Annotated in this window: 25 protein-coding genes and 1 pseudogene; 11 read left to right on the plus strand and 15 right to left on the minus strand. The window is 68.5% G+C overall.

Going from position 1 to position 26,227, the window contains the following annotated elements:
* Positions 1-132: 132 nt before the first annotated feature.
* Complete coding sequence (locus tag H0264_RS13750; protein ID WP_181584313.1) at positions 133-1,254, plus strand: esterase/lipase family protein; 1,122 nt, start codon at positions 133-135, stop codon at positions 1,252-1,254.
* Here the strand turns inward: H0264_RS13750 and H0264_RS13755 are convergent.
* The gene (locus H0264_RS13755; RefSeq protein WP_181584314.1) at positions 1,251-1,892 is read right to left on the minus strand and encodes a TetR/AcrR family transcriptional regulator; all 642 of its coding nucleotides are present in this window, start codon (positions 1,890-1,892) and stop codon (positions 1,251-1,253) included. The genes H0264_RS13750 and H0264_RS13755 overlap by 4 nt on opposite strands.
* A gap of 15 nt (positions 1,893-1,907) precedes the next feature.
* Complete coding sequence (locus H0264_RS13760; protein WP_181584315.1) at positions 1,908-3,233, minus strand: hypothetical protein; 1,326 nt, start codon at positions 3,231-3,233, stop codon at positions 1,908-1,910.
* A 377-nt stretch (positions 3,234-3,610) separates the two neighbouring features.
* On the opposite strand from H0264_RS13760, the gene H0264_RS13765 reads away from it, so the two are divergent.
* Complete coding sequence (locus H0264_RS13765) at positions 3,611-4,918, plus strand: glycosyltransferase 87 family protein (protein ID WP_181584316.1); 1,308 nt, start codon at positions 3,611-3,613, stop codon at positions 4,916-4,918.
* Here H0264_RS13765 and H0264_RS13770 read toward each other — a convergent pair.
* From H0264_RS13770 to H0264_RS13800, 7 genes are all read right to left on the minus strand, one after another.
* On the minus strand, positions 4,905-6,125 hold the full coding sequence (locus H0264_RS13770; protein ID WP_181584317.1) for a cytochrome P450 family protein: 1,221 nt from the start codon (positions 6,123-6,125) through the stop codon (positions 4,905-4,907). The genes H0264_RS13765 and H0264_RS13770 overlap by 14 nt on opposite strands.
* 17 nt (positions 6,126-6,142) lie before the next feature.
* On the minus strand, positions 6,143-7,381 hold the full coding sequence (locus tag H0264_RS13775) for a cytochrome P450 family protein (RefSeq protein ID WP_420832060.1): 1,239 nt from the start codon (positions 7,379-7,381) through the stop codon (positions 6,143-6,145).
* On the minus strand, positions 7,378-7,995 hold the full coding sequence (locus tag H0264_RS13780) for a GTP-binding protein (protein WP_181584318.1): 618 nt from the start codon (positions 7,993-7,995) through the stop codon (positions 7,378-7,380). The genes H0264_RS13775 and H0264_RS13780 overlap by 4 nt, the downstream gene beginning before the upstream one ends.
* Positions 7,970-8,314: a DUF742 domain-containing protein gene (locus H0264_RS13785; RefSeq protein ID WP_181584319.1), complete on the minus strand. Its 345-nt coding sequence runs from the start codon at positions 8,312-8,314 to the stop codon at positions 7,970-7,972. The genes H0264_RS13780 and H0264_RS13785 overlap by 26 nt, the downstream gene beginning before the upstream one ends.
* Positions 8,311-8,667, minus strand: a complete 357-nt coding sequence (locus tag H0264_RS13790; protein WP_181585532.1) for a roadblock/LC7 domain-containing protein — start codon at positions 8,665-8,667, stop codon at positions 8,311-8,313. Before H0264_RS13790 ends, H0264_RS13785 begins: the two co-directional genes overlap by 4 nt.
* 92 nt (positions 8,668-8,759) lie before the next feature.
* The gene (locus H0264_RS13795) at positions 8,760-10,034 is read right to left on the minus strand and encodes an ATP-binding protein (RefSeq protein ID WP_231082946.1); all 1,275 of its coding nucleotides are present in this window, start codon (positions 10,032-10,034) and stop codon (positions 8,760-8,762) included.
* Between the two features lie 248 nt (positions 10,035-10,282).
* Positions 10,283-10,825: a DUF8020 domain-containing protein gene (locus tag H0264_RS13800; RefSeq protein WP_231082945.1), complete on the minus strand. Its 543-nt coding sequence runs from the start codon at positions 10,823-10,825 to the stop codon at positions 10,283-10,285.
* Between the two features lie 185 nt (positions 10,826-11,010).
* Between H0264_RS13800 and H0264_RS13805 the strand changes: the two genes are divergently transcribed.
* Positions 11,011-11,421 carry an MTB12 C-terminal domain-containing protein gene (locus H0264_RS13805; protein WP_181584321.1) on the plus strand — a complete coding sequence of 137 codons (411 nt, stop codon included), beginning with the start codon at positions 11,011-11,013 and terminating at the stop codon, positions 11,419-11,421.
* A gap of 49 nt (positions 11,422-11,470) precedes the next feature.
* Here the strand turns inward: H0264_RS13805 and H0264_RS13810 are convergent, their stop codons facing one another.
* Both H0264_RS13810 and H0264_RS13815 read right to left on the minus strand, forming a co-directional pair.
* Positions 11,471-15,010, minus strand: coding sequence for a serine/threonine-protein kinase (locus tag H0264_RS13810; protein WP_181584322.1), 3,540 nt, complete (start codon positions 15,008-15,010; stop codon positions 11,471-11,473).
* Between the two features lie 156 nt (positions 15,011-15,166).
* Positions 15,167-15,733 (minus strand): GlcG/HbpS family heme-binding protein, encoded by a 567-nt coding sequence (locus H0264_RS13815; RefSeq protein WP_181584323.1) that lies wholly within the window; start codon positions 15,731-15,733, stop codon positions 15,167-15,169.
* A gap of 122 nt (positions 15,734-15,855) precedes the next feature.
* Between H0264_RS13815 and H0264_RS13820 the strand changes: the two genes are divergently transcribed.
* The 3 genes from H0264_RS13820 to H0264_RS13825 all read left to right on the plus strand — a co-directional run bounded on the left by H0264_RS13820 (position 15,856) and on the right by H0264_RS13825 (position 17,714).
* Positions 15,856-16,677, plus strand: coding sequence for a sensor histidine kinase (locus H0264_RS13820; RefSeq protein ID WP_244976176.1), 822 nt, complete (start codon positions 15,856-15,858; stop codon positions 16,675-16,677).
* Positions 16,678-16,752: 75 nt separating this feature from the next.
* Positions 16,753-17,085: an ATP-binding protein gene (locus H0264_RS38580; RefSeq protein WP_244976177.1), complete on the plus strand. Its 333-nt coding sequence runs from the start codon at positions 16,753-16,755 to the stop codon at positions 17,083-17,085.
* Positions 17,082-17,714, plus strand: coding sequence for a response regulator (locus H0264_RS13825; protein ID WP_181584324.1), 633 nt, complete (start codon positions 17,082-17,084; stop codon positions 17,712-17,714). Before H0264_RS38580 ends, H0264_RS13825 begins: the two co-directional genes overlap by 4 nt.
* Here H0264_RS13825 and H0264_RS13830 read toward each other — a convergent pair.
* Complete coding sequence (locus H0264_RS13830; protein WP_181584325.1) at positions 17,703-18,368, minus strand: TetR/AcrR family transcriptional regulator; 666 nt, start codon at positions 18,366-18,368, stop codon at positions 17,703-17,705. The genes H0264_RS13825 and H0264_RS13830 overlap by 12 nt on opposite strands.
* Before the next feature lie 176 nt (positions 18,369-18,544).
* Between H0264_RS13830 and H0264_RS13835 the strand changes: the two genes are divergently transcribed.
* Positions 18,545-19,960 (plus strand): ABC1 kinase family protein, encoded by a 1,416-nt coding sequence (locus H0264_RS13835; protein WP_181584326.1) that lies wholly within the window; start codon positions 18,545-18,547, stop codon positions 19,958-19,960.
* 31 nt (positions 19,961-19,991) lie between these two features.
* Positions 19,992-20,306: a hypothetical protein gene (locus H0264_RS13840; protein ID WP_220139976.1), complete on the plus strand. Its 315-nt coding sequence runs from the start codon at positions 19,992-19,994 to the stop codon at positions 20,304-20,306.
* 178 nt (positions 20,307-20,484) lie between these two features.
* Here H0264_RS13840 and H0264_RS13845 read toward each other — a convergent pair.
* Positions 20,485-20,937 (minus strand): annotated as a pseudogene (locus H0264_RS13845) (SRPBCC family protein); the annotation flags it as partial.
* Positions 20,938-21,055: 118 nt separating this feature from the next.
* On the opposite strand from H0264_RS13845, the gene hutH reads away from it, so the two are divergent.
* Both hutH and H0264_RS13855 read left to right on the plus strand, forming a co-directional pair.
* A complete protein-coding gene (gene hutH / locus H0264_RS13850) occupies positions 21,056-22,588 on the plus strand; it encodes a histidine ammonia-lyase (protein WP_181584329.1) in 1,533 nt (510 codons plus the stop codon).
* 87 nt (positions 22,589-22,675) lie between these two features.
* Positions 22,676-23,044, plus strand: a complete 369-nt coding sequence (locus tag H0264_RS13855; RefSeq protein WP_181584330.1) for a hypothetical protein — start codon at positions 22,676-22,678, stop codon at positions 23,042-23,044.
* On the opposite strand, the gene H0264_RS13860 is transcribed toward H0264_RS13855, so the two are convergent.
* On the minus strand, positions 23,004-23,699 hold the full coding sequence (locus H0264_RS13860; protein ID WP_181584331.1) for an SGNH/GDSL hydrolase family protein: 696 nt from the start codon (positions 23,697-23,699) through the stop codon (positions 23,004-23,006). The genes H0264_RS13855 and H0264_RS13860 overlap by 41 nt on opposite strands.
* 159 nt (positions 23,700-23,858) lie before the next feature.
* On the opposite strand from H0264_RS13860, the gene H0264_RS13865 reads away from it, so the two are divergent.
* On the plus strand, positions 23,859-25,028 hold the full coding sequence (locus H0264_RS13865; RefSeq protein WP_181584332.1) for a DoxX family protein: 1,170 nt from the start codon (positions 23,859-23,861) through the stop codon (positions 25,026-25,028).
* A 79-nt stretch (positions 25,029-25,107) separates the two neighbouring features.
* On the opposite strand, the gene H0264_RS13870 is transcribed toward H0264_RS13865, so the two are convergent.
* A complete protein-coding gene (locus tag H0264_RS13870) occupies positions 25,108-26,118 on the minus strand; it encodes an alpha/beta hydrolase (protein ID WP_244976178.1) in 1,011 nt (336 codons plus the stop codon).
* Positions 26,119-26,227: the final 109 nt, after the last annotated feature.

Consider the following 26,227-nt stretch of genomic DNA (forward strand, 5'->3'; position numbering starts at 1 on the left):
CTCTGTTTCGGCTCACCGAATGCTTCCCCGCCATTCGTGAGCTGGTCCAGAATTCGGCCGTGAACCTTCTGAGCGCGTTTCGCCCCGGCCTAGCGTGAGCGCGCACCAGGCGGTCCGAAGAAAGGCAAGTCCATGAGAAAACCATTCCGGCGCAGGATAGTTCGCACGGCAATCCTCACGGGGGTGGCAGTGCTCGCCCTGGCCCTCGGCGGGCCGGGCGCTGACGCCGCACCGGGGACGGGGTCGGCGTGCACCTCGGGCAGCGGGGCCGGCTCGGGCAACGGCTCGGGGAACTGCTTCGGCGGCTCGGGTTCCAGCGCGGGGCTGTCGGGCGGATACGCCTCCGACACCCAGGGCTTCGGCCCGGTCATGACGTCCTGGCTGGCAGCGTTCGGGTACGGCCTGTTCCATCCGGACGCCACTCCGCCGGGCGCGAACGACTGGGGCTGCAAGCCCACCGCCGAGCATCCCCGGCCGGTGGTGCTGCTGCACGGCACCTGGATGAACGCGTACAACGGATTCGCGTACATGGGTCAGCCCATCAAGGACGCCGGGTTCTGTACCTTCACGTTCAATTACGGCCGCTCGAATCTGATCCAGGGCGGCGGTCTGGGGTCGTTCCTGCCGGGCACCATGGGCACCGGCTACATTCAGGATTCGGCGAAACAGCTGGCCGTCTTCGTCGATCGCGTGCTGGCGGCCACCGGCGGCACACAGGTCGATATCGTGGCGCACTCGCAGGGCGGCTCGATGGCCAACTGGTACACCAAGTTCGACGGTGGCGCGACCAAGGTGAACAAGCTGATCACCTACGGTGCAACGCATCACGGCACCTCGCTGGACGGAATCGGCGCACTGGGCCGGGCCGTCAACAACTTCGGCATCGACATTCTCGGCTTCGTCGAACTCTTCGTGGGCCACAGCGGAATTCAGCAGACCATCGGCTCGGATTTCGTGAATCAGCTGAATGCGGGCGGCGATACGGTGGCGGGCATCGACTACACGATTGTCGGGACCCGCTACGACGAGATCACCAACCCCTACGATCTCACCTTCCTCACCGCCGGTCCCGGGGCGCAGGTGGACAATATTCTGCTGCAGGACGGCTGCGAAACCGATCTCTCGGACCACCTGACCATCATGTATTCGCCACGCGCCCTGTCCATTGCACTGCGCGCCCTCGATCCGGCGAAGTTCCCTGAGCTGCAATGCACCTTCAACCCGTGGCTGCTCGGCGGCGGCGGGTCCCTCTAGGCGCGAGCCTCGGCCTCGATCCAGGCGGCCATCATCTGCGCGGTGGTGGCGATGGCCTCCTGGCGCTCGGCGGGGTCGACCTCGAGCGCGGTGGCGCGCAGCACAGCCGCGAAGCCGGTATTGATGAACACGAACGTCATCACCTCGTACCGGTGGTCGTCACCCGGCCCCAGCAGCTGAATCAGCAGCACCTTGACCAGCAGGCGCAGCCGCGGCTCGAATTCCGGCAGGCCGCTGCTGTAGAACTGCACCCCCGCCACCAGCGCCCGCACCAGCTTGGCATTGGCCACCAATTCCTCGGTGAACACCTCCAGCAATTCGGTGATCAGCCGGGGCGCGTCGGCGAGCAGATCGCCGGGCGGCTGCCGGGACAGCGTGGACACCCAATCGGTGGCTCGCCGCTCCAGATTCTCCAGCAGCCGCCCCAGCAGCTCGTCCACCATCACACTGCGATCGGAGAAATACCGATATACCGTGCCGATACTCACCCCGGCCGTGGCCGCGATCCGATTCGTCGAAGTATTGGAGATGCCGCGCTCACCGAACAATGCGGCGGCGGTATTCAGAATGTGTTCGCGAGTTTCCTTGGAGCGCAGCTGAGTCGGGCGACGCCGCGGTCGGACAGCTTTCGGCGGCATCCGCTCATCATAGAGTCACAGGAAGTCGAACAGGGGCGGGAAAACGAGAACAACCGCCCATGCCCAGACCGCATAAATCACCAGATAGCGGGTCTGCCATTGTTCGAGGCGGCCGAATGGCGTACGGCGGCGCAGGAATCCGAACAGCAGCCGGGCCGACCAGGCGAGATTGGCCAGCAGAATCAGGTTCTCACCCAGTGCCGCAATGCGATTCGGAGTCGAACCCCATTCGGTGATGCGTCCCGCGACCGCGGCCAGCACCAGAACATCCACGAGCAGCGCGCTGACCACCAGAGCCAGCTGCAACCTGTCGAAAGCGCCTGGAGCAGGGGCGGGTTCACGGGCCGAGATCGAATAGAGCAGCAGGGCGAGCACCAGCGCCAGCAGCACGTCGAACAGGATCAGGGCGTCGCGATCCACGTCGATTCCCCTGCCGCTCAGCCCGATTCCGGCGAGCAGCGCCAGCAGCACAGCGGTGAACAGGGGAGTGAAGACCTTCGTCAGCAGCGGCGCGATATTCCCGACCACATTCTGCGTGCCCTCGGCCGGCCACGCCGCCACCACCACGGCCGCGACGCCACCGCACGGCAGCAGCCACTGCGAAACGAACTCCTCCGCATCGACCCCGATGGCATCGAACGTGCCGAGCGTGACCCCGATCAGCACCCCGCCACCGAGACAGATCAGCACGAAGTAGATGAACCACTCCCCGGTGAACCGAATGAAATCCATCCGCCGCCGACCCGAACGCCACGCACCCGCGGTGTAGGCCACCCCGGTCACCAGCCACAGCGCGATCGGCAGATGAATCGCGGTGAGCACCAACGACTGCGAATCCGACCCGAGCGGATAGGCATTGGCCGCAACGGCCCCGAGCCCGAACAGCCCGGCCAGCATCGCCACCACCCGCAGCGAAAGCCGGTGCCGGATGGCGAAATACACGGCCAGCGGCGCGAACGCGAACAGCGCGGCATTGCGGCCGTAGAACTCCGGATGCCCGTCCAGATCGACCCCAAAGGCCACCGGCAGCTTGACGGCGACAGCCGAGGCCACCGCACAGCCGACCATCACCACCAGATCCGGCCGCGTGACGCGATTGCGGGCCGCTGCATCGGAGAGCGGCACAAGCTGTTTCCACAGCAGCTCATCCGCCCCGCCGAGCCGCTTCACCGCGATGAGAAACGCCTCATCCGCCGCCAGCCCCGCCGCGGTCAGCTCCGTCACGCTGCCACGCAGCCGGGCCTCCGAGTCCGTGATATCGGACTCCGGCAACTTCCTCCGCTGTTCCACATACGCGCGCCACCGCGCGATCCGTTCCTCGACATCGCTGTCCGCGGTCATGAGCCGTGGATAGTAGTCCCTGACCAGTAGGCATGCGGGGGAACAAACCGAATGACCACCCGGTGTCGTCGACTCCGCGCGGTCACCCTCGTGCGGCCCGCCGCATTGCCGCGCGGTCTGCCGGCTCTTCAGCCCACCGGGTACCTCGCGCCCACCCGGCCGCGTCGGTCTGCGCGGCCGAAGTACGCGCGTCGAATGCCCTCCGCCACCGCGCCTGCACCGACTCGGTACTGCCTGGGTCGACGCCTCCCACCGGATTCTCGCCGTTCGTCATGTCCGAGATATCCCCGCCGTACAGGTGGCAGGTACGGGATATCGCGGTCTCGGCAGCGCAGTGGGTGTGTGCCGGATCGGGGCGGCCGGTAAAGTGGCCCCGGATGAGTTTTTCCACCGCTGTTGCTGAGCCGAAGTCGCTGGACCGCCGATTCGGGCGGGTGATGTGGCTGGTGCCGGTGTTGTGTACGGGCTTCGCGGCCCTGTGTCTGATGGTGCCGCTGTGGCCGTTCAAGGAGATCTCCGACAGCTTCATCGACCTGCAGGTGTATCGGCTCGGGATCGAGACGCTGCGCGATGGCGGTGATCTGTACGGGCAGCTGCCCAAGACCTCGGTCGGGATCGGGTTGCCGTTCATCTATCCGCCGTTCGCCGCGCTGGCGCTCGCGCCGTTCGCGCTGCTGCCGTGGGATGTGGCCGCGTTCTCGTTCTTCGTCACCTCGGTGGCCTGTATCGCGCTGACGCTGTACCTGGTGGCGCGGCGGGTGTGGGCGGGCGAGGATCGCAAGCTGCTCGCGGTGTGGGTGATGGCATGTGCGACGCCGCTGGCGCTGCTGCTCGAGCCGGCGCGGGAGACCCTCGATTTCGGGCAGGTCAATCTGCTGCTGATGGCCTTGGTCGCGGCGGACTGTTTGACCGAGAAACCGAAGTGGAAGCGCGGGATGCTGATCGGCATCGCCGCCGCCATCAAGCTGACGCCGGGTGCGTTCGTGCTGTTCTTCCTGGTCCGCAAGGATTACAAGGCGGCCGTGACCGCGGCGATCACGGGTGCCGCCGCGACCGCGCTGAGCTTCGCGGTCATGCCGAAGACGTCGACCGAGTACTGGTTCGGCGGAATGGGCAATGTGAAGGGGCTGAGTGGGTCGGCCTTCCACACCAATCAGTCGATCCAGGCGGTGCTGGCGCGCTTCCAGATCGAGAAGCCGCTGTTCACCATTCTGTGGCTGGTGCTGAGCGCCGTCCTGCTGGTGCTGGTGGTGGCGGCCATGCGCAAGGCGGCGGCCATGCCCGCACTGGCGCTGGCCCTCAATGCCGTGTTCACGCTGCTGGTGTCGCCGATCTCGTGGTCGCACCACTGGATCTGGATCGTGCCCGCGCTGCTGGCCATGCTCGGCTACGCGACGCGGTTGCCGTGGCGGCAGGCGGCGGGCTGGTACGCGGTGACGGCCGTGACCGCGTGGGTCTTCGTCTACGGGCCGCAGAACTGGCTGCCCGGTGACGACAATCGCGAATTCGCGTGGTCGATCCGGCAGCACATCGAGGGCGACACCTACGTGTGGCTGAGCGTGCTGCTGGTGGTGCTGTTCCTGGTCACGGGACGCCGGACCGGCCCGGCCGCCGTCGACACCGCCGCCGTGGCCGCCCCGGTGGGGGAGACCACGGCTTTGGAGGGCACGACTACTCCGCGGTGAGCCGCACCGGGAGCTCCCGGTGCCCATTGGAGATGAAGCCGATGACCGGGGCCACCTCGGCCGGGTCCACCGCCAGCGCCAGCTTCGGGAACCGCTCGAACAGCGCGGGCAGCGCGATGCTCGCCTCCAGCCGGGCCAGCGGTGCGCCGATGCAGTGGTGCGCGCCGTGCCCGAACGCCAGGTGGTCCTTGGTCACGCGGGTGACGTCGAAGGCGTCGGCGGTCGCGCCGTGCACCTTCGGGTCGCGGCCCGCGGCGGCGTAGGAGGCGAGAATGGCCTCGCCCTTGGCGATGCGGATGCCGTCGATCTCGATGTCCTCCACCGCGTAGCGCAGCGGCAGGTGCGCCACGGGCGATTCCACCCGCAGCGTCTCCTCGATGACGTCCTCCCAGCTCGCCTGGCCCGCGCGCACGGCGGCCAGCTGTTCGGGGTGCGTGAGCAGCAGGAAGATGGCCTGGTCGAGCAGGTTCACGGTGGTCTCGTGCCCGGCGTTGATGACCAGCATCAGCGTGTCGATCATCTCCTTCTCGGTGAGCCGCTCGCCGTCCTCGTCGCGGGTGGAGATGAGCACGCTGGTCATGTCGTCGCCCGGATTGTCGCGGCGGAAGGCCACCAATTCCGCGATGAGACCGCCCATTTCGATGTAGTTGGCGACCGCGGCGTCCGGGCTGATCTCGGTGTCGAAGAAGCGCGCCACGCAGATGCGCAGCCCGGCCTCCATGGACTCCGGCACGCCCAGCAGCTCGGTGATCACCTGGATCGGCACCGGATAGGCGAAACCCTCACGCAGGTCCGCGATCTCACCGGCTTCGGTGGCGGCCAGCTTGTCCAGCAGGGTGTTGACGATCTCCTCGATGCGCGGCTTCAGCGCCATGGTGCGGCGGTTGGTGAAGGCCGGTGACACCAGCTTGCGCAGCCGTCGATGATCGGCACCGTAGGCGGTGAACATGTTTTCGGCCACCACCCACGGGAACAGCGGCCACTCCGCGCTCACCGTGCCGTCGATGAAGGCGGGCCAGTGCTGCGAGGCGGACTTCGATACGCGCGGATCGGCCAGCAGCCGCTTGAGCACATCGGCATCGGTCACCGACCAGGCGGGCACACCCATCAACTCGATCAGGGCCACCGGCCCGCGCTCCCGGATGCGGGCGTTCTCGCCTTGAATGTCGACACCGGTCAAATCCAATGCCAGGGGTTCGATCGTCACTGCTGGTACTCCTTGTCCTACTTCACATTCAAGGGCGGGCTCGCCGGGAAGATGACCGGCAGCCCCGCCAGCGCCCGGTGGAAAGGCCCTGGCCGCCAAGACAATTCTTCGGCAGGAACGGCAAGTCGCAACTCGGGCAAGGCATCCAGCAGCTGATCGATCGCCTCCTGCGCCACCAGCGACGCCACCGACCTGGCCGGACAGGCGTGCGGGCCCAGGCTCCACGCCAGATGCGAACGGTTGCCGATGCGTTCGCCGCCGCCGATGGCCGGATCGTTGTTGCAGCCGGTCATGCTGATCACCACCGGCTGATGCGCGGGCAGCCAGGTCTCGCCGATGAGCATGGGCTGGCGCGGGTAGGAGACGGAGAAGTTGGCCATGGGCGGGTCGTTGAAGAGCACCTCGTCCAAAGCGTCACGGGTGGAAAGGCTTCCGCCGAGCACGTCACCGGCGAAACGGTCGTCGGTGAGGATGAGCCGCAGGGTGTTGATGATCAGGTTCTGCTGCGGTTCCAGGCCCGCGCCGTAGATGCTGATGATGTTGTAGAGCATCTCGGTGTCGTCGAGGGCGGCGTCGTGCTGCAGCAGGCGGGTCACCATATCGTCGCCCGGCTCGGCGCGTTTGAGCGCGATGAGCTCGAGCAGCGCCTCGCTGAGCATCTGCATGCCGAGGGCTGCGTTCTCGTCCACGGAGTCGAACAGCGCGGCCATGCCCGCGGCCACCCGCGCGCCGATATCCGGTGGGCAGCCCAGCATGTCGTTGAGTCCGGCGAAGACCAGCGGCATGGCGTACTGGCTGATCAGCTCGGCCTCGCCCGCCTCGCAGAAGGCGTTGATCAGCGGCAGCGCCTCGCGTTCCACGATGGCGTGCAGGCCGTGCAGGTCCACGCCCTCGACGGCGGCCACATTCGCGCCGCGGTAGCGCCGGTGCGTCTCACCGGCATTGCGCAGCACGTTCGGATACCACTGCAGCATCGGCTTGATCGGGCTGTCGTCGGGGATCGAGTCCTGCCACAGCCGTGGATCGGCCGGGAAATGCTCGGGATCGTTGAGGATCCGCACGGCGTCGTGGTAGCCGATCACCAGGGTGGCGGGCACGCCCGGGGCCAGTTCCACCGGCACCAGCGAGCCGTAGCGGCGACGCATCTCCCGGTACGCGCCGTGCGGGTCGGCCGCGAATTCCGCTGTGTAGAGCGGGAAGTGGCGTGCTTGCGCGAGGGCGGACAGTCCGATCGGCGAACCGGTCGACGTGGTCACAGGCGGGACTCCTGACGGGAATGAAACAGGAACTCGACGAGGGTGATGAGCGATTGCACGCAGGTGCGGCGATCGCGCGCATCCAGGGCGGTCAGCGGCGTCTCGTCGGTGAGATCGAGGGCGTCGCGGATCTCGCTGAGCGGGTACCGGTGCGCGCCCTCGAATTCGTTGACCGCCACCGCGTACGGCACGCCGCGCTGCTCCAGCACCGCCAGCACCTCGTCGGACTGTTCGATGCGGCGGGTGTCGACCAGCACCAGCGCGCCCAGCGCACCCAGCGCCAGCTCCTCCCACAGCGGGACGAAGCGCTGCTGGCCCGGCGTGCCGAAAAGGTACAGGGCCAGTTGTGGATTGAGCGTGATGCGGCCGAAATCCAGTGCGACGGTGGTGGTCGTCTTCTCGCGCAGCCCGGCCATATCGTCCACACCCACGCTGGCGTGCGTGATGGTTTCCTCGGTGCGCAGCGGCTTGATCTCCGATACGCTGCCGACGAAAGTGGTCTTGCCGACCCCGAAATTGCCTGCCACCAACAGTTTCACCGACTTGGTGACGGTCGGCGGCAGGTAATCGACGCCCGCGGGAGCCGACTCAAACCGCGAGGGCTCGAAGCCCATTCAGTACCTCTTCCAGCAAGCTGACATCCGGCAGGGTGTGCTCGGGTGTCCGGGTTATCAGGTGACCGCTGTCCAGCAGGTCGGCCACGACGATCTTCACCACCGAGGGCGGCAGGTCGAGGTGCGCGGCGATCTCGGCCAGCGACAGGGCGTTGCGGCACAGCGCGAATATGCGGCGCGCGTCGGGGGAACCGCCCTGCAGTGGCGTTTCGGCGGCGACGATCACGGTGACGAGGTCCAGGTGCCGGGTGGCGCGCGTCCGCCCACCCGTGCGCACATAGGCCCGGACCAGATCGGGATCCCGCCGCGGGCCGGTCACGGCCGGGCGGCGTCGCGGCGCGGCACAGCGCCGAGCTCGTGCCCGACCCGGGCGGCGAGCTCGTTGAGGCGGTGCGCGACCAGTGCGACGTCGACCTCGGTGGTGGTCGAAACACCCAGTACCGCACCGACTCCGGCGGCGGTGATGAAGATCATCCCGCCGTCGTACTCGGTGACGTTCTGGCGCACATTGTCACCCGGCCCGCCGCAGAATTCCCCGAGCGCCTTGCCCAGCGACCGCAATCCCGATGCGGCGGCGGAGAATCGCTCGGCATTGTCGCGAGTGATATTGCCGTGGTGCGCCATGCGCAGCCCATCCTCGGACAGCAGCACCGCGAAACGCACCCCCGGCATCTCGAGATCGGCCAGCAGCCAGGCCAATTGGTTGGGTCCGTCGGCGGAATTGGATAGCACCGCGTTCTGCTGGCCGGCGGCGGTCGGAGAGTTCACGAGTTCATCCCTTCGGTGTGGTCGGCTCCGGCCGCGGCGTGGCGGCCGCTGACCGAGCCGCTGTGCCAGGCCACCGCGATATCGGGTCGCGCGAGTTGCAGGGTCGGTGCCGGGGCGGATTGCGGAGCGGGCGCGGGGGCCGATGCGGCTGCCGCGGTGGGGTGGAGCACCGGCGCCGGTGCCGGATGGAGCGAGGGGGCCTGCGCGCTGGGCTGAGTCACGGTGCGCCGCCGCCGTTTCGTGAGGCCGCTGGCGGTGAGGGCGGCGGAAATGGTGTTCTCGCGCACCGACTGCTCCTCCACGGGCTCCACCGGCGTCACGACCGCCGGTATCACGGCAGGCTGCTCCACGACCACGTCATGCGGTGCCACGAGCAGGGTTTCGGGGATGAACACCATGGCGCGCACACCGCCGAAGGCGTTCGGGCCGTCCACGTAGACATTGAATCCGTAGCGGCGCACCAGCGCCGCGATACTCGGGAAACCGATCTTGGGCGAGGGGCCCAGTTCGAGAATGTCGACACCGCGCTCACCGGCCAGCACCTGGCGCGCGTCCTCGAGCTGCTCGGTGTTCATGCGCACACCGGCATCGTCGATGAGGATGGTGACGCCGTGGTGCCCTTCCTGAAAACTGATGTCCACGAACGAGGTCGGCGGCGAATACCGCAGCGCGTTGTCCACCAGCGTCGCCACCGTGTGCACCAGCGGCTCCACCACGCGCGACACCACCACGCGCTCGGCCTGTCCGGCCCGCACCCGCTGGTAGTCGCGGACACGGCCGACCGCGCCGCCCACCACGTCGGTGACGGCCTGCTGCGGCCAGCGGCGGCCGGGCAGGCCACCGCTGACGATCACGTAGGACTGCGCCTGCCGGATCATCTGCTGCACACTGTGATCGATGCGGATGAGGGTCTCGTAGACCGCGTCGTCGCGGTGCTCGCGCAGCGCGGCGCTGACCACCTTGCCGACGTCCGCGCCGAGGCTGACCACCGACGTGCCGAAGGAGCGCACGGCCGCGGCGGTCACGTCCCGCGACGCGCTCTGCATCTCCTCACGCACGGCCTGGGCCTGGTCCTGGGCAGCCTGCTCGGCGGCGCTGATCGCCTGCCGCGCTTGAGTTTCGATCTCGCGTCGGCCCTGTTCGGCGGCCTCGGTCCAGACCCGCCGCAGTTCCTCGCCGTGGTTCTCGACGGTCTGGGCGAGCAAATGCTCCGAGGCGCGCAGCTGGGCCTGCAGGGCATCGACGCGTAGTCGATCCGCGCGCCACCGCATCGTGACGAACCCCGCCACCCCCACAGCGAGTATCAGTACAGGTAGGAGTATCCAGAGAAACATCACGGCCATATGGGGTTTCGTCAATCCTGTCGGCTACACCAAGGTCGATCACGGACGGGCAAACACGCCCGACAGTAGCCCACAACATACCGATTCCGTTACCCCAGCAACACTTTCAGGCGGGATCCGGCCGGGCCGACGCTGCGACCCGCCCGGATCCGGTGTGTCCGTGCGGGATTCACCCGTCACGAAACCGCGCCGATGAAACCTCCGATCGCGGCCCCGATCGCGCAGCCCACGATGGCTCCGACCAGGAAGAACCAGATGCCGATGACAATGCCGACCAGGCAGCCGATGAAGGCGCCGGCGAGGATCGCGTCACCGCCGCCCGCGGTGTGGATGAACGGCAGATCCTGTGAGCTGGTGGCGGCGGGGGTGGGGCCGCCGACCGGGGTCAGGGTCAGTTCGGTGTCACTGGCGAGCGTCGGGGTGACCTGGAAGGCCGCGCCGGCGTCGGTGCGCAGGGTCAGGGGGATCGCTCCGATGACCACGCCGTCGTCCGCGACCACCTGAACCGCGTCAGGAGCGAGGACGAATCGGCCGGAGGCCAAGGTGACCAGGGCATTCGAATGGTCGGCGGCCAGGGTGGTGGTGTATCCGACCGAGCCGTCCACGCCGCTGACGGTGAGCCCCGCCTCGCCGTGCGCCGTCGCCATGGTGATTCCGGTGGCCGCGATGGCGAAAACAGCTGTCGCCACCAATTTCTTGATGAACATGATCTCTTCCATCCGTTCGGGTTTCCTTTGACGTTCCCCCGACGAACGGCACCGGATGTTCTTTCATGATGCGCTTGCGGACCGTTTGCTGTCCATGGCTTCTCGCGGCTGTATGTGATCGAGACCTCGAGGGGGTGGACGTGAGCGTCGAAACCGTCCACTATGCTTAGGCTTACCTATCAACAAGGAGATTTGCCATGGTCCGCAAGTTCGTCGCCGCTTCGATGTCGGCCGCCGCTCTGCTGCTGCCGGTTTCGGCCGCCGTCGTCGTCTCCGCGCCCGCGGCCATCGCCGCGCCGGCCACCCCGTCGGCCGGTGAACTCCAGGGCAAGCTGCAGTCCGCGCTCAATGGCAATGCCGCCGAACTGGAATCGGGCGATGCCAGCCAGATCGTGAACGTCGGCACGACCATCGCCCGCATCCCCGGCTACAGCTGGGACGTCTCGGGCGTGTCCGTCGACGGTGACGTCCTCTCCGCCACCCTCAACAGCCGCCTCGGCTCCTACAGCTTCCCGATCCCGCTGACCTGGAAGAACATCGGCGGCACCTGGAAGCTGTCGCAGGAGAGCCAGGACACCCTGGTCAGCTACGCGAATATGGCCTGGTAACAACGCCTTACCCGGCTTGCTGCCCCGGTCCTCGCGGCCGGGGCGCGGGTCAGATCGTCTGCGCGGCGTCCGCCTCGACCAGGTTGCGCAGGAAGTCGATGGGCACCTCGGGCCAATCGGCATGCCAGCGCCCGGCGAGGCGGTCGGCGTACAGGGCCGCGAGCGTGGCCACCACGTGCGGTCCGCCGTCGAGGATGTAGCGGACCGAACCGTGCTCCGCGCACTGGGCGGTAATGGTCGCCAGCAGAGCCTTGGCCTCGTCCGTGCGATCGGTCGCGGCCAGGCAGGCCACCAGCAGCCGGCGTGCCTTCAGCAGTTCCCTCGGGCGATGCACCGATTCGAGGTGCTCGACCCACTCGCGGGCCCAGGCGCACGCGAGTTCCCGGCTGTCGGAGGCCGATTCGGCCAGCAGCAGCCGGATGGCGGTGAATTCCTCGTAGAGCACCGTGAATTCGTCGATCGGATCCACCGGCCTGCGACGATGCTCGTACTCGACCACCGGTTGCGGGCCGAATTCCGGATGCGGCGGCAGGCCCAGGCGCAGCCGCTCGTTCTCGACTTCCGCGCGCAGTCGCGGCAGTGACATCGAATGCGCCACGCGCGCACCCTCGTTCAGCCGCCGGATGGCGGCGGCCCGGTCGCCGAGCAGCGCCTTGATGCGCGCGCCGACCACGTACCGCGCCAGTTTGAAATCCACCACGCCCGCGTCCGGACCGAGTTTGTAGCCCTCGTCGAGATAGCGTTCGGCCTCGACGATCTCACCGCGCTCGTAGAGCACTTCGCCCAGCAGCGAACCGGCCAGGCGCGCACCGTAGGAGTGGCTGCCGCCGGACTGCTTGGCGACTTTCAGCGCACTGCGGAAATACCGTTCCGCCCCAGCGATATCCAGCTGGAGGCTGGCCGCCAGGCCCAGGAAGCACAGGCCGTGCACATTGTTGTAGAAGCCCTTGTTGCGGCGCATGTACGGCGCGGACCACTCCTGGATGCGCACCGCCTCCTCGAAGTCGCAGCGGTAGCCGGCGGCCAGGCTTGCCACATTCGCGCCGATGGCCACCACGTAGGGCGACAGTTCGTCCGCGTGCGCGAAACATGGGGCGAGCATGTCCTCCACGCCGAGCAGCACATCGGCGCGCACCGAGACCACGGCGTGCACGACGCCCGCCTCGGCGCGCAGGCGAGTGGTGGTCGCCGGGTCGAGCGAGTCGCCGTCGAGGTTCGATTCGGCAAGGCGCAGTGCGCGTTCCGCGGGTCCGGCGCGATGTAGCAGGATATTCGCCCACGCCAGATCCAGTTGCAGGCGCGGATGCGTCTCGATGACCGTCGGCGGTAGCTTGTTCACCAGTCCGATGAGGCTGGCCATCTGCCCGTACTCGAGCAACGACATGCCGTCGCGCTCGACGATCTCGACGGCGTACGCGTCGTCACCGGCCATCACCGCGTGATCGACCGCCTCACCGACCTGCCGATGCTCGGCGAACCAGACCGCGGCCGCGCGGTGCAGGCCCTCGATCCGTTCCGGCGCGGCCAGTTCCAGCCGCTGGCGCAGGAAATCCTGAAACAGGTGGTGGTATTGGAACCAGCGGCCGCCGTCGATGCGGCGCAGGAACAGATCCTGCTGCTCGATCTGCTCCAGCAGCGCCTGCCCGTCGGCGACGCCGGTGAGCGCGGAAGCCAGTTCGCCGCAGGTGCGTTCGGTGATCGAGGTGGCGACCATGAACTCCAGCACCTCGGGTTCCAGGGTCTCCAGGACATTCTCGGCCAGGAATTCGCCGATGGCGTGATGGCGGCCGGTGAGGGTGCCGATGAGGCGGGCGGGATCCGCACTGTCACGCAGATTCAGCGCCGCCAGTTGCAGGGCCGCGGCCCAGCCGCCGGTGGATTCGGTCAGATCCGCGACGTCTTCGCGGTCCAGGTCGAGCCCGCCCAGCCCGACCAGCAGCGTGTACGCCTCGTCGGCCTCGAATCGCAGGGCGGCGGTGTCGATTTCGGCGAGCTCGTGGCGGGCGCGCATGGCGCTCATGGGAAGTCCGGTCTGCCGGCGGCTGGTCACCACGATGCGCAGCACCGGACCGCACCCTTCGATCAGGAAGCGCAGGGCGGCAACGGTCGCCGCATCGGTGACCCGATGCCAGTCGTCGATGACCACGGTCAGCGGTTCCCCGCGCCGGTCGAGCTCGTTGATCAGCGAGGTGAGCACGAACCGCCCGGCCCCGTCGGCGTGCTCCTCCAGCAGTTCGCCGAGTTCTCTTGCCAGCGTGGGCCGTACCGCGCGAATGGCGTCCACCAGGTGCGCGAGGAACCACACCGGATTGTCGTCGTCGCTGTCGACGGTCAGCCACGCCACCGAGCCGCCCTCGGCGCTGATCGTGGCGCACCACTGGGCCGCGAGGGTGGTCTTGCCGAAACCGGTGGGGCCGTGGATGACCACGAGCCTGCGGTCCGATCGCAACCGGTCGAGCAGACGCGGGCGGTCGACCAGTGCACGGGGGAGTGCGGGCGGGCGCAGACGTGTCGCGGGCACGGGCGGGGTCCGGGTCGTCTGGCGGCGGCGATCGGAGCCCGTGGTCGCCGGTGGGCCGGCGGCGGCCTGGAACAGGAGGGGGTTGGAGCCGGTGATCGGCGGGTACGGGCGCTGGGTGGAATCTGCCGGCGTCGCGGGCGAACCCGGCTCGGCGCTGTCGGTGGCGGGCAGGGGGATCGGCAGGTCGTCGGGCGGAAGACCGTGCAGCACCTGGATATCCCGCAGTGCCGTCCCGAATTCGGCGGCGCTGCCGGGTCGTTCACCTCGATCGCGGGCCATGGCGGATTCGATGACCGTGGTGAGCTCGGCCGGCAGCCCGGAGGCGCTCAGATCCGGGATCGGTTGTTTGGTGATGCGGACGAACTGGGCGACCAGCTGTTCGCCACTGCGGCGTTCGAAGACGGCGTGGCCGGTGCCCGCGCAGAACAGCGTGGAGGCCAGGCTGTAGATATCGGCGGTCACATCCGGGGCCTGGCCCTGCAGCACCTCCGGCGCGGTGTAGGCGGGCGAGCCGGTGATCGTCCCGGCGGTGGTCTCGAAACCGCCTGCCAGCCGGGCGATTCCGAAGTCCGCCAGCTGTGGCTCCCCGTATTCGGTGAGCAGGATATTGCCCGGCTTCACATCCCGGTGCAGCAGTCCGCGCCGATGCGCGGTCTCCAGCGCGCCCGCGATCCGCACCCCGATGTGCAGCACGTCCTGCCAGCTCACCGGCCCCTGCTGCTGAATCCGCGCATCCAGTGACCCGTGCGCGTGGTACGGCATCACGATGTAGGGCCGTCCGGTCGCGGTGGACCCCACCTCGAAGACGTTCACGATATTCGGATGCCCGGAGAGTTTGCCCATGGCGAGCTGCTCGCGCACGAACCGTTCGAGGCTCTCCGATTCCAGGTCGGCCGTCAGCACCTTGATGGCGACCGTGCGCTCCAGCGCGGCCTGGAAACACCGGTACACCACACCGAATCCGCCCCGCCCGACCTCGGCCGGATCGGTGAATCCGGCCGCCTCGAGTTCCGCCGCGAACCCCGCCGTCGGGTCGCGGCGCGTGGAGAACGGATCGATATGCGCCACAGCCGACCCCGATAACCAAACGAGCCTGTTACCCCGAGCATAAGCCGGTTACCCGAACCACGCGGTGTTGATCGCCAACCGTTTCCCCGGGAGCCCCGGGGTGCGTTTCGGTGGAACCGTTCGTCCAGGTCAGCCGCCGGAGTGCGGTCAGGGGGGTCAGCTGCCCAGCGCGGCAATGCCCGCGCGGGCGAAGGTTTCGTCCTGATCGCCGCTCGGCGCGCCCGCCACACCGATCCCGGCGATCGGCGCGCCACCCTTGGCCTGAATCGGCGCGCCGCCACCCAGGAAGAGGGTGCCGGGGATGTCGGCCAACTGCGGGGCGGACTTCAGGCGCTCGGTGAGCTGCGAAGTGGGCGCGTTCCAGGAGGCGGCGGTGAACGCCTTCCGCTGGGCAGCGTCATAGGACTGCGGGCCCGCGCCGTCGCCGCGCAGCACCACGATGGTGTTGCCATTGCGATCCACCACGGCCACGGTGACGTGCTGATTCGCCTTGGTCGCCGCGTCGAGGGCGGACTGCGCGGCGCGGGTGGCGGCGGCAATCGTGAGATGGGTGCTCTGTTGCAGGTCGGCATCGCTGATGTCGGCGGTGATCGGGGCCTGCGCGGCCGGATCGGGGCCGTTCGCGTTCACGGTGGCGATGCCGATGCCCCCGGCCGCGATCACCGCGGCGGCGGCTCCGGCGATGACGAGGCGAGTACGGGCGGGCTTCTTGGTTTCGGTCATGCCTTCAGCCTGCTGCCGTTCTCGCGAATTCCGATCGGTGGATCGGGTGGGACCTGCGAGCGCATCGGGGGAGTCCGCTATCAACCGATCGGATGACCGTAGGCTGGGTGGCGCACCCCAGAATGGAAGTGTATGCCCACGTCAGCGCCATCGAGGAGGTGATCGGAGTGCGCAATTCCGGTGCGGGAACCCAGGATTCCCGGCTGCTGGCAACCATCGTGCACTGCGCCTTCTACGTGCTGCTGGCGGCGTCGCTGCTGCGGTTCATGCTCCGGCACCGCGGTTCCCCGCAGCTGTCGTGGGTGCTGGGGCTGACGGTGGTGGTGGTCGTGCTGTACGTCATCAGCGAGCTGCGCGAGTCGCGGCGGGTGCTGTGGTTCGTGCTCCTGGTGGCGGCCTGGTCGGCGCTGGTGGTGCTGGCGCCGAGCTTCGCCTGGTGTGCGGTGCCGCTGCTGTACACCGGACTGCGGATCCTGCCGGTGCGGATCGCACTCGGCCTGGTGGCGGCCCTGACCGGGCTGGTGGTGGCGGCCCAGCTGCGCGTGGCCACCTGGGCCGATCCGAACCTGCTGCTGGCGCCGATCGCGGTGGCCGCCCTCACCACCGCCCTGTTCGTCGGCATGCAGCGGCAGACCGAGGAACAGGCGGCGCTCATCGACACCCTCCGCGCCACCCGCGCCGAACTGGCCGCCACCGAACGGCGCGAGGGCGTGCTCGCCGAACGGGAGCGGCTCGCCCGGGAGATACACGACACCCTCGCCCAGGGGCTTTCGAGTCAGCGCATGCTGTTGCAGGCGGCGGATCGGGTGTGGGAGACCGACGGCGAGCAGGCGCGCGGGCATGTGCGCACGGCCGCCGATGTGGCGGAACGGAATCTGGCCGAGGCCCGCCGGTTCGTGCACGATCTCACGCCCTCCGAGCTCGCCGCCGGCGGCTCGCTGTAAGCCGCGCTGCAAGCGCTGGCGGAACGCGAATCCGGGGTAAGCCTGTGCGTGTGCGTTCATCTCGATGGGGTTCCGGTGGCGCTGCCCGATCCCATCGCGACGGCCCTGCTCCGCATCGCGCAGGGCGCGCTGGCCAATGCCCGCGAGCACGCGCACGCCACGCTGGTGACACTGTCGCTCACCTACCTCGACGACAGCGTGATGCTCGATATCGCCGACGACGGAACGGGTTTCGACCCCGAAGCGCCCGTTTCAGCACCGCAGCGCGGTCACGGCCTGCCCGCCATGCGCGCCCGCATGCGCCAGCTCGGTGGCCTGCTGACGCTCGAATCCGCGCCCGGTGACGGCACCGTGGTGTCGGCCTCGGTGCCGCTCGGGCACTCCGCCCCCGCCCTGGAGGATCGATGAATTCGGTTGTGCGCCTGGTGCTCTGCGACGATCACGCGGTGGTGCGCGCGGGCCTGCGCGCTCTGCTGTCCAGCGCCGAGGGCATCGAGGTGATCGGTGAGGCGGGCAGCGGCCCGGAGGCCATCGCCCTGGCCGGTCACCTGCACCCCGATGTCATTCTCATGGATCTGCAACTGGGCGGGGACATGGACGGCATCGAGGCCACCCGCCGCATCACCGCCCTCCCTGCCCCGGTACCGCGCGTGCTGGTGCTCACCACCTACGACACCGACGCCGACATCACCCGCGCCATCGCCGCGGGCGCGACCGGCTATCTGCTGAAAGCCGAACGGCCCGAGGAGCTTTTCAGCGCCATCCACGCCGCAGCGCAGGGTCGCACCGCCCTCTCCGCGCCGGTCGCCGACCGCATGATGACCCAGCTGCGCAACCCGCGTCCCGCGCTGACCGCCCGCGAACTCGACATCCTCACCCAGCTCTCGCTCGGCCTCGGCAATCGGGAGATCGCCCGTGCGCTGCACGTCAGCGAGGCGACGGTGAAAACCCATCTGGGCCGGATCTACGAGAAGCTCGGCGTGGACACCCGCGCCGCCGCGGTCGCGCACGCGAAAGAGCAACGCCTACTGGGGTGATCCGGGTGCGCGCAGGCCGTTGAGCATGAGGTCCAGCATCACGTCGATATGGTGTGCGCGGCCCTGGGGGCCCAGTGGCTCGGTCAGCATGTCGACCAGGCTCGGTGACAGCATCATGTAGATGGACCGTCCGATCAGCCGGGTGTCGATCCCTTCGCGCAGATACCCTTGCCTCACACCGTCTTCGAGCATCGAGGCGATGGCCGCGCCGAGCGCCTCGTGCACGCCGAGCAGTCGCGCGGTGAGCTCCTCGTCCACGGCCGTGCCCTCGAACAGCAGCATGCGCACCATGCCGGGTTCCTCGTCGAGGGCGCGCATCATGGCCTCGCCCACCGCTTTCAGATGCGCGATGTATCCGTCGAAGGTGTCGTCGGGCCCCTCGCCCCAGGCGGCCTGCATGGCGTCGAACATCTTCTCGATGCCGAATTCGATGACGTGGTCCAGGATTTCGCGTTTGCTGTCGAAATACCGGTAGAACGTCCCGGTGGCGACGCCGAGCCGATCGGTGATGTCGTTGACGCCGGCGGCGGTGTAGCCCTTGTCGATGAAGACCGCGTACGCGGTCGCGACCAATTCGCGGCGGCGTTGCGCGGTGCGGTCCGCGCTCGGCGGCCTGCCGCGCCGGGGCGGCGCGGGTTCGGTCGGTGGGGTCATGGCGCTTTCTCTGGACGGTGGGTCGGCGCGGCCATCCTACCGCGCGCCGGTTAATTGAGTGAGATCTCATTCACCTAATTCCCAAAGTGTCCCAGACGTGCTAGCTTTCGATGCGAATGAGGTCTCATTCACCTAATTCTTTCGGGCAAAACCGCAGTTCAGCAGGGGAGAACACGATGGCACGAGACGCATCGGACAAGAAGGTGCCCACCTCGCGCGCACTACGCACCGCCGCCCTCGGGCGGGTTGCGGCAGGGGCGGTCCTGCGTCAGGCGGGGGTGAAGGTGGCCACGGTCGGCCGCAGCGAGGAGAAGAAGAAGGCGGTCATGGACCGCAAGCAGGCCGAGGCCATGAAGGCGCTCGTCAACGGTCTGGGCACCATGCGCGGCGCGGCGCTCAAGATCGGCCAGGCGCTGTCCATCGTCGACGGCGGCATCTTCCCCGACGAAGTGCGTGACGACTTCCAGAAAGCCCTTGCCAAGCTGCGGGATTCGGCCCCGACCGTCGGATTCGACAAGATGCGCAAGCTGATCGAGACCGAGCTCGGCGGCAAGCTCAGCGAGCACTTCGCGGAATTCCGCGAGACCCCGATCGCCTCGGCCTCCATCGGCCAGGTGTACCGGGCGCGACTGCACGACGGCCGCGAGGTGTGCGTGAAGGTGCAGTACCCGGGCATCGACAAGGCCGTGCGCGCCGACATCAAGAACATGGCGCTGTTCAGCCACGCGCTCAAACTCATTGCGCCCGCGCTGGATACCGCCGCGCTGTCGGCCGAGATCCGCGACCGCGTCGAAGAGGAGCTCGACTACGAGCTCGAGGCGCAGAACCAGCGCGCCGCCGCCCGGCTGTTCCGCGGCCACCCGTTCATCGTGGTGCCCGATGTGGTGACGGCGCTGTCCGGGCAGCGCGTGCTGGTCACCGAATTCTTCGACGGCCGCGGCTTCGAGGACATCAAGAACGACGATCAGCAGGCGCGAAACCGCGTCGCGGAGATCATCTTCCGGTTCTTCTGCGCGGGCCTGCTGCGCTACGGCCAGTTCTCCGGTGACCCGCACCCCGGCAACTTCCTGGTCGGCGCGGACGGGCGCATCGCCTTCCTGGACTTCGGGCTCTACAAGTTCATCGATCAGAAGTCCATCGAGGATCTGCTGGTCATTCAGCGCGCCATGGCCGAGGGCGATGCCCTCGCGGTGCACCGAGGTCTGGCCGCCGGCGGCTTCCTGCCCGACCCGGACGAGGTGGACGCCGAGGAGGCGCTGCCCATCGTCGAGTCGGTCTTCGGCTGGCTCACCGTCGACGAGGTCGTGGAGATCACCCCGGAGATGGTCAACGACGCCCTGGCCAACACCATCGTGCCGACCGGTGACAGCTTCAATCTCATTCGCAAGCAGTCGATTCCGCAGGAGCAGATGGTCTCGCTGCGCACCCTCGTCATGGTGATGGCGGTGCTGGGCCAGCTGCGCGCCGCCAACAACTGGCACGCCATCGCCCGCGAATGGCAGTACAACGACGCGCCCACCACCGAACTCGGCCGCCTGGAGGCCGAATCGGAGTGGGCCGACACGCACGTCTTCACGCCCGCCCGTGCCTGATATGAATCCGCTTGACCCCCTGGAGAAACCGATGCTCACCAACCTGCTGAACGATATTCTCGAGAACCCCATCGCGCGGGGTGCGATCGATCGCGCCAACGATGCCCGCGACACCGCGCTGGCCACTCAGCAGGCCGTGCTCGGCCTGCTGAATCTTCCCACGGCCACCGACGTCGAAACCATCACCCACCGGCTCAAGTCCATCTCTCAGCGCCTGGAGCAGCTGGAGGACGCGGTGGACAATCTGAACCGCACCGCGACCACCATCGCCTCGATCTCCAAGAAACTGACCCAGCTGGATCAGCACCTGGAAGCCGTGCTGGCCGAACGTATTCCGTCGGCCTGAGGTGCTCGCGCGGGCGATGCCGGTGACGGCATCGCCCGGCGCTCACGCGTCAGAAGCCCTGGCGCGGAATGTCACCACCGGCAGGGCCCGTGTAGCCGCCGGGACCCGCAGGGGGGATCCCGCCGGGGGTCGTGCCGGGCATGCCACCCGGATCCGGGCGCGGGATCTCGCCGCTGCCCGGCCGCGGCACCTCGCCGCGCCACGCGCCGGACTCGTAGCCCTGGCCCTCGATGAACTCCTTGAACCGCTTCAGGTCTCCCTTGACCCGGCGATCGAGCAGTCCGAGCTTGTCGCCGACATTCTCGACGAACCCTTCCGGATCGATATCCATCTGGGTGATCACCCGGGTGGTGCGATCGTCGATGCGATGGAATGTCACCACTCCCGCATGTTCCGGCCCGTTGTCCGACCGCCAGGCCACCCGCTCATCCGGATGCTGCTCGGTGATGGTGGCGTCGAATTCCCGTTCCACCGGCCCGAAATGCACCTTCCAATGCGTGTGCGTGTCGTCCAGCTGCTGGACCTGCTCCACCCCCTCCATGAACCGCGGAAACGATTCGAACTGCGTCCACTGGTTGTAGGCCGTCCGAATCGGCACGTTGACGTCGGTCGACGCGGTGACAGTACCCATGGCAAACCTCACTTTCCGTCCTCGTGTGCCGCGTTCTTCGGCACCATCGGCCGCCTACCCGTGAGAAACGGGTGTAAACAGCCGGGGCGCCGGTGTACCCGGGGCTACTGTCGGGCACATGACTAGCGGTAACCAGCGGGTGGTCGTGGGTGGTCGGGCGTTGACGCGGGCGGAGGTGGTCGCGGTCGCGCGGGGCGGCGCGGGGGTGGAATTGGACGGGGTGGATCTGGCGCGGCTGGGGAAGGTCCGGGGGTACATCGACGAGCTGGCGCAGGGGGAGCGGGCCGTCTACGGGGTGTCGACCGGGTTCGGAGCGCTTGCGCTGCGGCACATTCCGGCGGAGCGGCGCACGGACCTGCAGCGGTCGCTGATCCGGTCGCATGCGGCGGGGGCCGGTGCGGCGGTCGAGGCGGAGGTGGTCCGGGCCATGATGGTGCTGCGGCTGCGGACGCTGATGTCGGGGTTCACGGGGGTGCGGCCGGAGACCGCGGTGGCCCTGGCGGGATTGATCGACAGCGGGCTCATTCCCGTTGTGCCGGAATACGGTTCGCTGGGATGCTCGGGGGATCTGGCTCCGCTGGCGGCGGTTGCGCTGGCCTTGATGGGGGAGGGGTCGGTGCTGGCGGGGGACGGCGTGCGGCCCATGGGGGAGGCCATGGCGGAGGCGGGATTGACGCCTTTGACGCTGGCCGAGAAGGAGGGTCTGGCGTTGACCAACGGCACCGACGGGATGCTGGGCATGCTGGTGCTGGCCATCGAGGATCTGCGCGGGCTGCTGGCGGTGGCGGATCTGACGGCGGCGATGAGCGTGGAGGCGCTGCTGGGGACGGATCGGGTGTTCGCGGCGGATTTGCAAGGGCTGAGACCGCATCCGGGACAAGGGGTTTCGGCGGCACGCATGCGGGCCGCGCTGGCCGGGTCCGAGATCGTGGCCAGCCATCGGGGAGACGACTGCCCGCGGGTGCAGGACGCGTACTCACTGCGCTGCGCGCCGCAGGTGCACGGGGCCGCACGTGACACCCTGGACTACGCCGAGACCGTCGCGGAACGCGAATTGGGTTCCGCCATAGACAATCCCGTGGTGCTCGCGGACGGGCGCGTGGAGTCCAACGGGAACTTCCACGGCGCGCCGGTGGGATACGTGCTGGACTTCCTGGCCATCGCGGTGGCGGATGTGGCGAGCATTGCCGAGCGGCGCACCGATCGAATGCTGGATGTGCATCGCTCACACGGGCTTCCGGCCTTCCTGGCCGATGATCCCGGCGTCGATTCGGGCTACATGATCGCGCAGTACACGCAGGCCGGGGTGGTGTCGGAGTTGAAGCGGTGCGCGGTGCCCGCGTCGGTGGACTCTATACCGTCCAGTGCCATGCAGGAGGACCACGTGTCCATGGGGTGGGCGGCGGCGCGCAAGCTGCGGCGCGCGGTGGATGGCCTCACCACCGTGCTGGCGATCGAATTGCTCACCGCGGCACGGGCTCTCGACTTCCGCGCTCCGCTGCTGCCCGCGCCGGTGACCGGTGCGGTGCGGAATCTGGTGCGGGAGACGGTGCCCGGACCGGGGCCGGACCGCCACCTGGCCCCCGATATCGCCGCGGCCGTGGAGCTGGTGCGGTCGGGGGCGGTGCGCACGGTCCTGGACCTGGGTTAGGCCGGTATCCGGCACGCGGATCCCCGATGGGGGTGCGAGGACGGGATTCGCATTGCCTCCCTGGAGAGTCCATGCCAGCCTGGTGTCATGAAGGATCGGACCGGGCTCGAGGACCAGGTGCCGCTGCGGGTCACCGTCGAGTTCACCGATGCGGTGAACCGTTCGCTCGGGGTCCGGTGGTCGCCCGCCACGGAGGCGGGTGCGCGCAAGAAATTCGAGTACGCCCGGATCTTCCTGGTCGAGCTGAGCGACCGGCCGCACCGGACATACCTCGATATCGTCGAGCACCATCCCTGGACCTCGGTGCAGCTACCCCCGGCGCTGGCCGCGGGCGAATACGCCATCGAGATCGACGCCTACGGCAGCGCCAGCTGGGGCGACGGCCGCCTGGACGCGCACGGCCGCAGCCCCTCCTTCACCGTCGGACCTGTGCCAACCGGTGAGCCAGCTGCTTGATCAGTTCCGTGGCGATGACAGCCTGCCCGGAGGTGGAGAAGTGAATCCGGTCCGCGCTGAGCAGATTCGGGCGATCGTTGAACGGGTGATCCCAGGTGTCTGCCACCAGCGCGCCGAATTCCGCGGCCAGTCCGGCATTGATCTGGTTGACCCGGCGGACACGCTCGGTGAAATCCGGGAAGACCGGCACCACGAAGGCGCGGCCGAGCTGAATCGTGGTGAGCTGCGCTCCGGTGCCCGCCGCGAATTCGTACAGGCCGCGTAGCTTCGCTTCGATCTGCTCGAAATCCGGTGTGCGGCGCATGATGTCGTTCGCGCCGGCATTCACGTGCAGCAGGTCCGGGGCGAAGGCGCGCATGGGCGCGGTTTGCTCGGCCAGGGTTTCCGTCGTGGTGGCACCGTATTTCGCGACATTGAGGTAGGCGAGATCGGGTCGCACCCGCCGCAGCACCCCGGCCACCCGTTCGGGCCAGCCCTCGGGCAGATAGCCGGGGCTCGGATCGCCGGTTCCCAGGGCCAGGCTGTCGCCGAGGACGCCGAAGCGTCGCCACGGCGCGTCGTGCACCAGCGCCGCCGCATCCAGTGCGCCGATGACGAACGGATCGGTCTCTTCGGTGACGGCGAGGGCATGACCGATCTGACTAGATTCAACCATAGTCAGACCATACCCATCTGACTATTGATTGCTAAAGCCAGATTTCGCGTCGCGGCGTAACCCGGCACCTTCCGCGATGTCGGACCGGGAAGACCGTTTGACCGCCGGTGTGCCGGGAATGGCGGGAATACCAACGTTTCCGGCATCGGAGGATTTCCCATGATCAGGCTCGTCCGGCGTATTGCCCGGCCATTGCTGGCAACGGCATTCATCGTGGACGGAATAGATACGCTCACCCACCCGGAACCCCGGGTGAAGGCCGCTGACGCGCTCATGCAGCGCGGCCGGCGGGTGCTGCCCGCCCAGACCGCCGACAAACTTCCCGCCGACCCCGGTCAGGTGGTCCGCGCCAATGCCGCCGTCCAGGTCTTCGGCGGCGTCCTGCTGGCCTCGGGCCGCACACCCCGGCTGGCCACCTTCCTGCTCACCGCCACCGTCCTGCCCGCCACCGTCACCGAACAGGACTTCTGGGCCGAGGCCGACCCCGATCGCCGCGCCGCCAAACGCACCGCCTTCGTCAAGGACGTCAGCCTCCTCGGTGGCCTCCTCATCGCCACCACCGACTCCGCCGACCCGCCGCCCCTCACCAAACGCGCCCGCCGAGCGATGAAACAAACGGCCGCCGCCCTCCCCTCCGCCGCCGCCGTCTCTGAAGCCATGGCCCCGCTGCGCGACCAGCTCGCCCACGCCGCGACCCGCACCCGCGACCTGGCCGACGAAGCCATCACCGCCGCCCCCGACCTGGCCGACGCCGCCCGCACCCGCGGCGCCCACCTCGCCGAAGTCGTGAAGGATCGAGGCGGCGAACTCGCCGAGGTGGTGAAGGACCGTGGCGGCGACCTGGCCGAGGTGGTCAAGGACCGCGGCAGCGACTTCGCCGCCGTGGCCCGCGAAAAGGGCGAGCATCTCGCAGAACTCGCCCAGGATCGCGGCGCCGAACTGGCCGCCGCCGCCCGCGACCGAGGCGAACACCTCGCCGACACCGCTCAGGACCGCCGCACCGGCTTCGCCGCAATCGCCCGCCGCAATCGCAACCGCTGGGCAGAGAAAGCTCAGGACCGCGGCATCGAACTGGCCGCCGCCGCCCGTCAGCGCCGCGAATACCTCGCCGAGACAGCTCAGGACCGTCGTGCCGAATTGGCCGCCGCCGCAAGGGAAAAGAGCGAGCGCCTCGCCGAGGCGGCCCAGGATCGCGGCAACGGCCTCGCCGCCGCCGCCCGCGAGCGCGGCGAACACCTGGCCGAGGCCGCGCAGGACCGGGTGGGTCGCGCAGCCGAACGCGCGGGCCGCGCCACCACGCGCGCAGGAAGGCGCATGCAGTCGCACTGACCCGCCGGCCGACCCGGGCCCGGTGAATCCTCCTCTGTCCCAGAGGGTTCAGGGGCACAGCCCCTGAGAGACCGGCGCGTCAGATCGTGCGGAGCCAGTCGATGACGGCGGCCTGGTAGTCCTTCGTGTTCAGGGCGAGGTTGAGCGAGTGGCCGCTGCCGGGGAGGACGTAGGTGCGCAGGCGGGCTGCCGGGGCGAAGTAGGGGGCCTCGGCGGCCTGCAATGCGACGGTGTCGGTGCAGATGGAAAAGGCTGGGCCGCAGGACAGTCGGTCCTGGCCGCCATTGACGATCATGACCGGGGCGGTGATGGATTCGGACATGCCGGGCAGGGTGGAGGTGAGGCCGTCGGGATATTCGGTGAGGGAGAAGGTTTCCTTGGTGGCCTCGTCCACGGCGAGCACCTGCGGATCGACATTGCCCGGCCCGTGGAAGTCGGATTCGCGGGCGCCGGGGCGGGTGACGAGGTAGCCGGAGTCGTAGCCGCGGTCGCGGAAGAGCGGGTCCTCGACGGCGGGGTGGTAGGTGCTGATCACGCCGAGCACGTCGGGGATGGACAGGGTGTGCGAGTAGCCGGTGAGGAGGACGCCGTCCACATCGTGGTGGGTGGTGGCCTCGATCACCGAGGTGCCGGAGGTGAGTGAGTGCCCGGCGGTGACGACCTTCGAGAACGGTTGCGCACCACCGAATCCGGCGCGCAGCGCCTGCACCAGGCCGTGCAGGGCGTCGGCGGTGGCCGTGGCGGTGAGGCTCAGGCTCGGCGGCCGGGTGCTCGCGCCATTGCCGAGCCGGTCGGCCACCAGGGTCGCGAAGCCGGCGGCGTTCATGGCGCGCCGGAAGTTGTAGGTCTCCGGGGCGTAGGGGAAATCCCAGTAGGTGTGGTTGTAGTTGGAGCCCGCCATCATCACCAGCACCGTGCCGGTGGGCCGGTCGGGCAGGCAGAGGGTGGTGGCGAGGCTGCCCTGCGCCACCGGGAATTCGATATCGCGGCAGCCGCCCGCGACACTCGGATCGGCCTGGGCCATACCGGGGACGAAGCTCAGCAGCAGGACCGCGGCCGACACCGCGGCGGCGCGGAAAGAGGTTCGCACGCTTTGCCCTCCCTTGGGCCGGAGCGAATGAATCGATGGGTGAATTCGGCAGGCCATCCGGCCTGATGGCGAGACACGATACCGCACAATCAAATTCGTATGAGCGAAT

Source organism: Nocardia huaxiensis (assembly GCF_013744875.1).
GTDB lineage: Bacteria > Actinomycetota > Actinomycetes > Mycobacteriales > Mycobacteriaceae > Nocardia > Nocardia huaxiensis.